This is a genomic window from bacterium (genome assembly GCA_024228115.1).
Classification (GTDB): domain Bacteria; phylum Myxococcota_A; class UBA9160; order UBA9160; family UBA6930.
The window spans coordinates 43,653-54,903 of sequence record JAAETT010000371.1; the positions used below are offsets into that span (position 1 = coordinate 43,653).

Sequence of the window (11,251 nt, forward strand, 5' to 3'; positions counted from 1 at the left end):
CGACGAGCGCGCTTCAACATGTCCTCTCAGGTCGCCACCGGGGAGAGGAGGCTACAGGGCTTTCGGGGACGCTGCCCGCGGATCGGATCAATGACCCGGGATCGGATCAGCGACCCGGGCTCGGATCAGCGACGCGGAATGGCGGCGACCTGCTCGAAATGGGTGGCCACCCCGTGGGCGCGCGGATCGCCGCTCTCTCGCAGCCGGGCGGCCAGCACGGATGCGGTGCCCGAATGGGCGGCAAACCGGGAGAGCTCGGCCAACCAGCGTTCACGTGCGCGGTCCGGAACGTTCTCGACCTCGCGCAGGAATACGCGGGGCTCGCGCATCCCAAGGCCGACATGCCAGGCATGCCAACGCCCGCAGCCGGATTCGGCACCTCGCAGGCATGCCGCGAGGGGAGGCATGGCCGGGATCGGGACGATACGTCGGCGAACAGCCAGGGGGCTGGCAGCCGGTGACGCTGTGGGCCGGTCCGACGCCGCGGTTTCGAGCGAAAGCGTGGCCGCCCCGGCGGATGCGGCGGATCCGAAACCGGGCAGGGAAACCTCGACCTCGACGCCCTGGACCAGGACCAGGAGTGTCAATCCAAACGCAGCCGTCACTAATGGCGGGCCCATGCTCGAGTCCATCCAGCGTCGCCATTGGTCACCGAATCGGCCCAAGACACCGGGGTCGGCCTCTCCAGCCGAGATCCGCGCCATCACCTGCTCTCCAAAATCCGACGGCAAGCCGGCGGAAGCGGAGGAACTGCTGAGGGTCCCTAACAGGTCGATGGTGCCGCGCAGCTCGGAGAACTCCGCCCGACATTCCGAACAGGTCGCAAGATGAGCATCCATGCGAAGACAGATTTCCGGGGACAGTGTGCCGTCGGCGTACTGGCTCAGGCGCCGGGCGCAGCTGGCATGTCTCATGCGGGCAGGCCTTCCGTCTGTTCAGCCGGCCCCTCGTCCGGTACCAGGTCCCGCAGGCGTTCTTTCAGCGCCTTTCGGGCCCGGTGAATACGAGATTTCACGGTCCCCTCCGCAACCTGGAGCACCTCGGCGATCTCCGCGTAGGCGAGCCCCTCGATGTCGAAGAGGACGACCGGCGCCCGCAGTGCGGGGGGCAGGCCCTGAAGTTCCTGTTGGACCCGATCGCGAATCTCTCCGCCGGCAGCCGAATCTTCCGGGCCGCGCGGCACCGAGGGCAACGCACTGCCGCCGGATTGTTCCCGGACCAGGGCGTCCATGTGGGCGCGGCGTCGGCCCAGGCTGCGACGACGGTTCAGGGCCGCGTTCATCGCGACCCTGTACAGGAAGGTGGAGAAGCGGGCCTCACGCCGGAAGCGGTGCCCGTGACGATGGAGGTTGAGGAACGTGTCCTGCGCGGCGTCCTCGGCCTCCTCCCGGCTGCCGAGCATGCGCAGGAGCAGGCCGAATACGCGGCGCTCGTGGCGACGAACCAGAGCCTCGAAGGCTTGGTTGTCGCCATCGCGCCAGCGGTCGATCAGCTCGAGATCGGGATCGACGCTCTCCACCGGGGCAACCCGGTGGGCGGTGAGGGAAGAAGGTCTGTTCAAGAGCGGTTGAGTCACGAAAGCCACGTCCTTGGGACACGAGGACCACCAAGATGGTTCCACAATTTCCCTTGTCTACGGATGAAGGAACTCCTTCGTTCGACGCGTTCCCCCGGGGGATATTCAACGCCGAAGAAAAAGACTCACTCCCCGGGACGGCTCCACACGCCGCTCTTGCCGCCAGTCTTCTGGACGAGTCGGATGTGGGTCACGGTCATGCCGCGGTCGATGGCCTTGCACATGTCGTAGATGACCAGGCCTGCGGCCGAGACGGCCACCAACGCCTCCATTTCGACTCCGGTTCGGGCGTGGGCGCGAACGGTGGCCTCCACCCGTACACAGGATGCCGCTGGATCCGGTGTGAGTTGGACCTCGATCGATTCCACGGGCAGCGGGTGGGCCAGGGGAATCCACTCATCGGTGCGCTTGGCCGCCTGGATCCCGGCGATGCGAGCCGTCGCGAAGACGTCGCCCTTCGGCGCGCGACCCTCGGTGATGGCGGCCAGCGTCTCGGGCGCCATCTCCACCTCGGCGCGCGCAACACAGACGCGCTCGGTCACGGGCTTGTCACCCACATCCACCATGCGGGCACGGCCCTGCTCGTCCAGATGGGTCAGCGGGCCACTCAAGCGAGCGACTCCAACCACTGCCACAAATCCGTGTAGACCTGTTCGCGCTCGGGCTCGTTGAAGATCTCGTGCCGCAACTCGGGGTAGATGCGCAGATCGCTGCCCTCGGATTCCACCCCGCTGAAGAATTCGCGGCTGCCCCGCGCTGCGCACAAGCCGTCGTCCTCTCCATGGAGCATCAGCAACGGGACTTTCACCTCGGAAGCTCGAGGTGCAATCCGCGCCGCAGTGCCGATCAACTCCGCCCCGAGCGATGCGGTCATGTCACGAAAGACCAGCGGATCAGCGAGGTACTGCTCGATGACGGCCGGATCCCGGGAAAGGCCGTCGAGATCCAGGCCGCTCCCGATTCGGAGCGTGGGCCAGACCCTTCGCAGGGCCCGTGCCACGGCGACGCGAGCGGCCGAAACACCGTCGGGGTTGATCGCCGCGCCGGATGTGACGGCGCTGCTGATGACCGGATTGCGCTCGACCAGATAGGCAAGCGTGATCAGCCCGCCCATGCTGTGGCCGACGAGATGGATCGGAAGCGTCGGATGTTCGGCCTTCGCAAGCTCGAGCATGTTCGCGAGATCATCCAGGTACTCCGCGAAGCTTCGCAGGTGAGCGCGGCGCCCACCGGATCGGCCGTGGCCCCGATGGTCGTAGGCACTGACGGCCGCGCCGCGGCGGGCCAACCAGCTTGCCATGCCTTCGTAGCGGCCACTGTGTTCGGCGTAGCCATGCACCAGGACGACCAGCCGTTCAGGGGAAGGCGGCACCCACGTACGACGGAAGAGGTTGAGGCCGTCGGCACCGGAGACCGTCGTCTCGGTGCGGCGCAGTTGCGGCCCGTCCTCTACTGCGCTCGCCATCCTGGCGCCCGGCCGGGCTAGGAGGTGAGAGCGCGCTCGACGCGCTCCTGGGCGGCGCGCACGCGGTTCAGGTACCCGACGCCGCGGATCTGGGAGCCCCAGAAGTAGGAGGAGATGCCATCCGCCTCGCCCAGGCGTTGGATGTTGCCAGAGAGGATCATGCAGCCGGCCTCGATGTTGGCCTCGACGGTCATTGCATTCCCGGCCAGGCCCATCGGCCGCATCATGTACGGCATCACCTGCATCAGACCCAGCGCGCCCTTCGGGCTGCGTGCGTCCGGCCGCCCATGGCTCTCGACCTCGATGACGGCCAGCACCAGGGCTGGATCCAGCCCGTGGCGGTCGCTACTTGCCTGGATCGCGGCCTGGATCCTGTCGATCCATGCGGGCGCGAGATGAGGATTGAGCCGCACGAGTTCGCCACGGATCGCCTTGGGTAGCGCAGCGGCCACCGCCAGGTTCTCAGCGACTTCCGGGGTCGGCTCCGCGGCCATGCGTGGCGCGCTAGAGCCGCTGAGCGTCATACCCGCAGCCACGGCCACGAGGGCGACACGCCATCGGCCCCGACGTAGAGACGTTCTGTGGATTGAGTGGGTCATGTTGGGGGGCGCCCTTTTTCGCTGCCACCGGCGCGGGCCGGAACCTACTAAATGGACCCGGGCGCTGCCAAAGCAGAAAGTCCCCCGGGGGCACGTTCTTGGCCTTCGCGAGAGTCCCATATCTGGGAACCGGTCCGTGACCCGGGCCACACACCCATCGCGCAAAGGAGTTGAATCTGATGGGTAGTGGCCTCCGCGAACGATTGGGTGATTCCCCAAATGAGTGTTTGGATTGACCCCCGGTTCCGGCCTCTGATAGCATCCAATCCCCCGCAGGACGCGGGGTTTTGGGGGCGAACCGCGCGATTGCAGCGGGTCGCCTTCAAGGATCAGAAGAAAACTCCGTGGCATCGACGGGAGCAAACTCCCGGTAACACGGATGGACGTCCTTGGTGAGGCAACGAAACCAACATATGAGCGTGGCAGTAGCAGAACACACGGGCGGCGAAGTCGGAGCCACCCTTCCCCTGGCCCAGGGCCTCGCCCCGCTCCATGATTGGATTGCGCTGATGAATGCACAGGGTCAGATCCTGTGGATGTCGGATGCCCTCACCAGTACCTGCGGTGGTGGCCAAAGCTTCGAGGGAATGCATTGGCTGGATTCGGTGGCTCGCGCCGAAGACCGCGCCCGATTGGAAGCGACGCTCGAGAGCGAGGGCAAGATTTCCGGTGAGCCGGTGTCCCTGGTCCATGACGGCGGCGAGCCGGTTCGCGCGACGGTTTCCGCCGCGCGCGTAGCCCCGGGTTGTGGCTCGGTGGTCGCGATCTTCCGGCACGGCGAAGACCGGGTCGAGGAACTGGCCTCGACCCTTCGCTACCTGGCCGCTGTGCTCGATAGCGCTCCCGACGGCGTCATCGTGGTCGATCGCAGCCGCTTCGTCACCTACGCCAATCCCGCCATGCTCGAACTCTCTGGTTGGTCCCATGAGGAGTTGGTGGACCAGCCGCTGGCCGTGTTCTTCAACGCGCAGCAGGATCTGGATTCGCTCGCCTCAGCGCTTGCGGATCACACGTCACTCCGAGGGATGGAACTCTCCGTGCGGCGTCGGGACGGCTCTCCGCTCGATGTCTCCGTATCGGTGAGCCGACTGACCTTACGAGACGGTACCCAGATAGGTGCCGTCGCCTATGTGCAGGACATCACCCGGCGACGCCAGTTCGAGCGCGACCTTTCGCGCAAGAACGAGGAGCTCGAGCACTACGTCCACGCCGTCAGCCACGATCTGCGTTCGCCGCTGGTCTCGATCCTGGGGTTCTCACGGTTGTTGCGTGAGGATTTCGCGCCGGCATTGGGTGAGAAGGGGCAGCACTTCCTCCAACGCATCGAGGAAGCCGGCCGGACCATGGAATCGCTGATCCAGGAGCTCCTCGAACTCTCCCGCATCGGGGTCAACGACGCGCCCCGGGATCTCATAGATCCTCGCGACGTGCTCCTTCAGCTCCAGGCCGAGCTGAAGCCGCGGCTCGACGAAGAACGCGTCTTGCTCGATCTGCCCACCGACCCGCCGATGCTGCGTTTCGAACGCACCCGGCTCTACCAGCTCTTCTCGAATCTCGTCGGCAATGCGCTCCGGCACATGGGCCCGGGCCCCGAGGCACGTATCAAGGTCGACATCGAGCATTTCGGAGAGGGGACGCGCATCTCCGTCTCGGACAACGGTGTGGGCATCGAGGCCGATGAGCACGAGCGGATCTTCGAGATCTTCCACAGCGGTTCGCATAACGGCAGCGGTACCGGCATGGGGCTTGCGATCGTCAAGAAGATCGCCGAATCCCGCGGCGGACGAACCTGGGTGGAGAGCCGACCCGGCGACGGCGCCACATTCCACGTCGAGCTGCCTAGCGCCTGAATTCCCGCCCGGCTTCCGCCGCTCCAGACCCATCGAAGCCATTTGACTGGGGCGGCCCAGCTTGCCAATCGAAGGGCTTCCCGTAGCCTCGGCGGCCGGAGGCCTCCCACGTGTACCCCGTCCTGTTCGAAGTCTTTGGTTACCCGATCAGCACCTTCGGGCTGATGATGGCGGTTGGCTTCCTGGTCTCCGCCTGGATCGTCGGAAAGCGCCTCGCCGAGTACGGCGAAGATCCCGAGCTTGCATCGACGATTCTCATCTACGCGATGGTGGGCGGCGTCCTGGGCTCGAAGCTCTACTTCGCCGTCGACCAGTGGGCGCTCGGATCCATGCCTTTCATGGACGCCTTGCTGAACCGGGCCGGCATCACCTGGTACGGGGGCCTGATCGGTGGAACCCTGGCGGTCACGATCGGGACCCGGATTCACGGCATTTCGACGCTGATGATCTCGAACTGCGTTTCCAGCGCGGCCCTCATCGGCCAGGCCTTCGGCCGCGTCGGCTGCTTCCTGGTCGGGGACGACTACGGTCGGCCCACGGATGGGTGGTGGGGCGTCGCGTTTCCGGAGGGTGCTCCGCCGACGATGGTCCCGGTCCACCCGACCCAGCTCTACGAAGTGGTCTGGCTGGTCTTCGCCGGGGCGTTGTTGTGGCGCCGACGCAAGACCAGCCCGTTCATCTTCGGCGAGTACCTGATGGCAAATGGCTTCGGGCGCTTCTTCATCGAGATGCTTCGCATCAACCCGAAGGTGGCCCTCGGCCTCACGGAGCCTCAATGGATCGGTGTGGCCCTGGTGGTGCTAGGCGCAGGCGGATGGGTGTACTATCGCAGCCAAACCTCAGAGGCTCCTGTATGACCCACGAGCGCCGCAGCGGCGACACCCGACAGAAGATCCTCGAGATCGCAGAGGCGGAATTCGCTCAGCGTGGCTATGCAGGCGCCCACCTGCAGCGCATCGCCAGCCAGGTCGGTGTTCAGAAGACGGCTCTCTACTACTATTTCCCGAGCAAGGCCGCGCTCTTCGAATCTGTATTGGCCGGGATGATGGAAGTCTTCGACCAGCATGTCGCGGACGTCCTCGACAAGCCCACCAGCCACGTGGAGCGCGTGCTCGAGGTCGTGGATCGGCTCAACTCCCTCCTGGCGGAACGGCCCACTTACGCCCAGGTGCTGATCCGCGTCTTCATGGACAGCTACGAGATCACCGGCAGCGAACTCTTGGGGGGCCCGATCCGGCGCCTGATCGGGAGGCTCCTCACCTTCCTGAAGGGCGGCATGGATCAAGGCGTGTTCGTGCGCTGCTCTGCTCGGCATCTGCTCACGAGCACCTTGGGTGCGACCGTCTTCCACTATGCAACCGGGCCCCTCGGCGCAGCGATCTTCGAGGTCGATAGTCTCTTCACCGCCGATATGGTGAAGTGGCGCGCCAAGGAGATTCGCGCGCTCGTGATTCGGGCAATCCTTGTCGACCCGGAAGCAGCGACCGGCCTCTGAACGGCGGCCTTCTTCAGGCGGTAGACGCCTCGTCTTCGAATGGCACTTCAGCGCGGATCCGTTCCGCCAGGGCCGCCGCGCCATCGCTGAGAGCTGGCTCACCCTCTTCTCCGATCAACTGGCCCACCCGCGAGAGCGCCGAGAATGCGAGCCTCGCGAAATGAGCGTCCCCCTCACCGGGCCGCGCATCCAACCAGGCGCCAAGCGAGGCCATGGCGTCCGCGAAGCGCCCCTCCAGAAAAGCCTGCATGCCCTGGGCGTAGGCCCCCAGGCGGAAGACTTCCTCGGGCGAATGCCCGAGCCGGCCGGCATTCTCGAGCGCACCCACACCCGCCTCGAAGAATCCGCTCGACAAATAGGATTCTGCGGCCTGGGCGTAGCCCGCGGAGGCGCTGCCGTGGATGTCCGAGAGCACCTGGTCGAGCGGCTTCCCCATCACCCCCTCGATGTCGTCCGCCTGGGCGATCAGGAAGCGGGTGACGTAGGGATTGCTTGCATTGGCGACGAGCAGCACGCGGAACTGGCCCGTCGTCTGGCGGAGCAGGGTTTCGGCTTCGACCAGCGACTCCTCGAGCCGCACTCCGGATTCCGCGACGATCTTCTCGAACTCTCGAAGCAAGCCACCCTCGTCGTCAACGCCTGCTTTTCGGAGGGCCGAGACGCGGGGGCCGTAGATATCCCGGGTGTAGACGTTCTCCCGGAACTTCATGGCCTCATGGAAGAGCGAACCGATGGCCAGATCGAAAAGCGCACCGGGGCCGATTTCCGCGTCCGTATCCGTCGCGCGGAAGACGCGATGACAGCACTCCTTCAGGCGGAAGAGCACGCTCTTCTCGTCATCACCGACCAGCTCGACGACCTCCTCGAAACGCAGCTCGCCGTTGTGATGGCGAGCCGCCACCTGGCGCAGGGCCCGGTGGGCGATCAGGAAATCGCGCGCAATATCGACCAGGGTCGAGTCGATCGTCCGCATGGGTCGCAGTATGGTAGACGGGTCTCCTTTCAGGCAAGCGACGCACTTCGATGACGAGCCGCCGGACCCTGCTCGGGGTCGTCTTCACGACGATCCTGATCGACTTCGTCGGGTTCAGCGTGCTGATCCCGGTGCTTCCCCTGTTCGCGAGCCGCCTGGGTGCCAACCCGGTCCAGGTCGGGTTGATCCTGGCGATCTATGCCCTGGCGCAGCTGCTCTTCCTTCCGTTCTGGGGCTGGGTCTCGGATCGCCTCGGGCGACGACCCGTGTTGCTGGTCTCGCTGTTCGGAACCGCCGCGTCCTTCGTGCTACTGGCCATGGCCCGGGACATCGAGACGGTCTACCTGGCCCGGGCCCTTGCCGGATTCTTCGCCGCCAGCGTCGGCACGGCCCAGGCCGTGGTCACGGATCTCACCCCACCCTCGGAACGGGCCAGCGGGATGGGGCTGATCGGCGCGGCGTTCGGCGCCGGCATGATCATGGGGCCCATGCTCGGCGGCGGCCTCGCCATCATCCACGAGCAGGCGCCCTTCTACGCCGTCGCGCTACTGGCAGGCGCCAATGGCGTGCTGGCGGTCTTCGCCCTCGACGAGTCACGCCCTGCCGAGCTGGCGCGCCCGCCCCTGCGCGACCTCGGGCGCAGCCTGATCCCGGCGCCCCTCCGCCTGATGGTCGATGTGCGAGATCGTCGCGTCGGGCTCTACTTGCTGCTCTTCTTCGCGTTCTTCAGCGCCTTTTCGGTGCTCGAAGCCATGATCACCCTCTATCTCGGAAAACGCTTCGGCGCAGACGAGCTGGATGCCGCGCTGATCTTCGGGTGGATCGGCATCTTCCTGGTGCTGACCCAGGCTGTCCTGCTGCGTCGGCTGATGCTCTTCGCCACCGAGTTCTCGTTGGTGGTGGCGGGGCTGGCTCTCATGGCCGCGGGCCTCCTCGGCGTTCCGATGGCACCGAGCTACGGCTGGTTCTACGTGCTGGGCCCGATCATCGCCGTCGGCAATGGGTTGGCTTTCCCGGCCTTTACCAGCCTCTACTCCCAGGTCTGCCGTGCGGAGGAAGCCGGGGAACTCCTCGGGCAGAGCAACTCGATGGGCACAGCCGGGCGCATCGTCGGCGCGTGGGGCGGCGGCCAGCTGATGGCGACCGTCGGCCTCGGTGCCCCCTTCTGGGCAGCGGGCGCCATGATGGTCGCAGCGCTCGTGCTCTTCGCTGGGCTACGCGGGCAACTATTGCCGCAGCCAGGCAGCGCTACTGACGGAAGCGAGACGTCTCCACCGAGAGAGTGAAATCCGACGCCTTGTCCGGGTGGATTTCCTGGGCCCTGGTGAAGAGCAGAGCCTCTTCCTCGGCGTTGTTCGGATCCGGTACGCAGCAATCGACGGGACAGACCTCAGCGCATTGCTCTGTCTCGTGGAAGGCGACGCATTCGGTGCAGAGCTTCGGATCAATCACGAAGGTCTCTTCGCCTTCACTGATCGCCTCGTTCGGACACTCGGGTTCGCATACGCCGCAGTTGATGCACTCTTCGGTGATCATCGTGGACATCCGCTCGGCTCCTCCTGGCGCGCGGCGCACCTTAGGGATTGCGCTCTATGGGGTCAACGCCCCGCCGTCGCTCGGGAAATTCCGGCTCCGGGCAGATTGGTGCCCCTCGATGTCGCTTGAAAACGCCCCTCCCTGCCCTATGGTCCGGCCGCTGTTCCGTTTCCCTGGATACGCCGGAGGACCCCGATGAACGCCCCCATCGAACGCGAGATTATGGAGGTCGATGTCCTTTTCGTCGGCGCCGGCCCGGCGACGCTGGCCTCGGCGTATCACCTGGTGAAGACCTGCGAAGAACGGGGCATCGAGGCACCGGCCGTGCTGGTGATCGAGAAGAGCGCCGAAGTCGGTGACCACATGTTGTCCGGAGCCTGCGTGAACCCCCGCGGCATCCGAGAGCTCATGCCCGACTTCCTCGACCAGGGGTTCCCCCTCGAGTTCGTCTGCGACAAGCCGCAGACTCACGTCTTCCTGCCGAACTACCATTTCCGCCTCCCGATCAACCCACCGGAATTCGCAAAGCGTGGCTATATGGTTGCGTCTCTGAACAAGGTGGCGAAGTGGCTGGCCGGAAAATGCGAAGAACTCGGCGTCGATATCTACTCCGGGTTCTCTGGGGATCGGTTGCTCCTGGAGGGCGACAAGGTCGTTGGCGTCCGACTCGGCGACATGGGCATCGACAAGGACGGCAAACAGAAGGGCACCTTCCAGGCCGGCATGGACATCCAGGCCAAGGTGACTGTGCTAGGCGAAGGCGTCCGCGGCTCGCTCACCAAGCAGCTGGTCTCCCGCTTCGGTCTCGAAGGCGACAACCCACAGATCTTCGAGACAGGCATCAAGGAAATCTGGCGGGTCAAGCCCGAAAACCACGTACCGGGTCGGGTCGTGCACGGCATGGTGCCACTTGATCTGATCGACGCCTTCGGCGGCATGTTTCTCTACGACATGCAAGACAACCTTGTTTCCTTCGGCGTGGTGACGGCGCTCGAGTCTTCCAATCCGTTCCTCGACCCCCACCTGCGGGCCCAAAAAGTCAAGACGAACCCTTTCTTCCGGAAGCTCTTCGACGGTGCGGAGCTGGTTCGGTACGGAGCGAAGACCATCCCGATTGGCGGCCTCACCTCGATGCCGAAGCTCTACACCGACGGCGCGTTGCTGATCGGCGATTCGGCGGGCTTCTGCAACGGAGAGAAACTCTCGGGCGTTCACTTGGCGATGAAGTCCGGGATGATGGCGGCGGAGACGATCGCCGACGCCGTGCAGGCGGACGACTTCACGTCCGTCACACTCGGCGGCTACACCGAGCGTTATCGACAAAGCTGGGCCTTCGAAGAACATTGGAAGACGCGCACCCACCACGCTTCGTTCGCCTCGAGCTTCGCCTTCACGGCCTTGAACGAACCATTCCGGCGTTTCCTCACCGACGGCGGAGGCCTGCTCGGCATGCCGACCTTCCACGCCGGCCACGAGGCCTACACGAAGCTCTCCGAACTGCCTCCGGAGAAGCGCGTCAAGGAAGAATTCGAGTTCGACGGCGTGCTCACCTTCTCGAAGGAACACCTCGTCGGTTTCTCCGGCACCGCCCACGAAGCCGACCAACCCTCGCATCTGGTCGTGGCCGACAAGGATCTCTGCAGTGACGTCTGCACCGAGGAGTACGGCAACCCCTGCGTGAGCTTCTGCCCGGCCGCCGTCTACGAAATGATGGACGACCCGGAGACGCCCGGAAAGAAGCAGCTCTTCATCCACCA

Annotated in this window: 12 protein-coding genes; 5 read left to right on the forward strand and 7 right to left on the reverse strand. The window is 65.3% G+C overall.

What is annotated here, in order from left to right:
* Positions 1 to 125: 125 nt before the first annotated feature.
* From GY937_16425 to GY937_16445, 5 genes are all read right to left on the reverse strand, one after another.
* Positions 126 to 914 carry a zf-HC2 domain-containing protein gene (locus tag GY937_16425; protein ID MCP5058290.1) on the reverse strand — a complete coding sequence of 263 codons (789 nt, stop codon included), beginning with the start codon at positions 912 to 914 and terminating at the stop codon, positions 126 to 128.
* The gene (locus GY937_16430) at positions 911 to 1,576 is read right to left on the reverse strand and encodes a sigma-70 family RNA polymerase sigma factor (protein ID MCP5058291.1); all 666 of its coding nucleotides are present in this window, start codon (positions 1,574 to 1,576) and stop codon (positions 911 to 913) included. The genes GY937_16425 and GY937_16430 overlap by 4 nt, the downstream gene beginning before the upstream one ends.
* 125 nt (positions 1,577 to 1,701) lie before the next feature.
* Positions 1,702 to 2,187, reverse strand: a complete 486-nt coding sequence (gene moaC / locus GY937_16435; protein MCP5058292.1) for a cyclic pyranopterin monophosphate synthase MoaC — start codon at positions 2,185 to 2,187, stop codon at positions 1,702 to 1,704.
* Positions 2,184 to 3,041 (reverse strand): alpha/beta hydrolase, encoded by an 858-nt coding sequence (locus tag GY937_16440; protein MCP5058293.1) that lies wholly within the window; start codon positions 3,039 to 3,041, stop codon positions 2,184 to 2,186. The genes moaC and GY937_16440 overlap by 4 nt, the downstream gene beginning before the upstream one ends.
* A gap of 17 nt (positions 3,042 to 3,058) precedes the next feature.
* Positions 3,059 to 3,535, reverse strand: a complete 477-nt coding sequence (locus GY937_16445; protein MCP5058294.1) for a lytic transglycosylase domain-containing protein — start codon at positions 3,533 to 3,535, stop codon at positions 3,059 to 3,061.
* A 524-nt stretch (positions 3,536 to 4,059) separates the two neighbouring features.
* Here GY937_16445 and GY937_16450 point away from each other — a divergent pair.
* The 3 genes from GY937_16450 (at position 4,060) to GY937_16460 (ending at position 6,985) form a co-directional block, all read left to right on the forward strand.
* On the forward strand, positions 4,060 to 5,490 hold the full coding sequence (locus tag GY937_16450) for a PAS domain S-box protein (protein ID MCP5058295.1): 1,431 nt from the start codon (positions 4,060 to 4,062) through the stop codon (positions 5,488 to 5,490).
* Between the two features lie 110 nt (positions 5,491 to 5,600).
* The gene (locus GY937_16455; GenBank protein ID MCP5058296.1) at positions 5,601 to 6,347 is read left to right on the forward strand and encodes a prolipoprotein diacylglyceryl transferase; all 747 of its coding nucleotides are present in this window, start codon (positions 5,601 to 5,603) and stop codon (positions 6,345 to 6,347) included.
* The gene (locus GY937_16460; GenBank protein MCP5058297.1) at positions 6,344 to 6,985 is read left to right on the forward strand and encodes a TetR/AcrR family transcriptional regulator; all 642 of its coding nucleotides are present in this window, start codon (positions 6,344 to 6,346) and stop codon (positions 6,983 to 6,985) included. Before GY937_16455 ends, GY937_16460 begins: the two co-directional genes overlap by 4 nt.
* Positions 6,986 to 6,998: 13 nt before the next feature.
* Here the strand turns inward: GY937_16460 and GY937_16465 are convergent, their stop codons facing one another.
* Positions 6,999 to 7,958, reverse strand: a complete 960-nt coding sequence (locus tag GY937_16465) for a hypothetical protein (protein ID MCP5058298.1) — start codon at positions 7,956 to 7,958, stop codon at positions 6,999 to 7,001.
* A gap of 50 nt (positions 7,959 to 8,008) precedes the next feature.
* Between GY937_16465 and GY937_16470 the strand changes: the two genes are divergently transcribed.
* On the forward strand, positions 8,009 to 9,244 hold the full coding sequence (locus GY937_16470) for an MFS transporter (GenBank protein ID MCP5058299.1): 1,236 nt from the start codon (positions 8,009 to 8,011) through the stop codon (positions 9,242 to 9,244).
* Here GY937_16470 and GY937_16475 read toward each other — a convergent pair.
* A complete protein-coding gene (locus GY937_16475) occupies positions 9,207 to 9,503 on the reverse strand; it encodes a YfhL family 4Fe-4S dicluster ferredoxin (protein MCP5058300.1) in 297 nt (98 codons plus the stop codon). The two genes, GY937_16470 and GY937_16475, sit on opposite strands and share 38 nt — an antisense overlap.
* 186 nt (positions 9,504 to 9,689) lie before the next feature.
* Here GY937_16475 and GY937_16480 point away from each other — a divergent pair.
* Positions 9,690 to 11,251: electron transfer flavoprotein-ubiquinone oxidoreductase (locus GY937_16480; GenBank protein ID MCP5058301.1), on the forward strand; the 1,562-nt coding region annotated here is incomplete at its 3' end.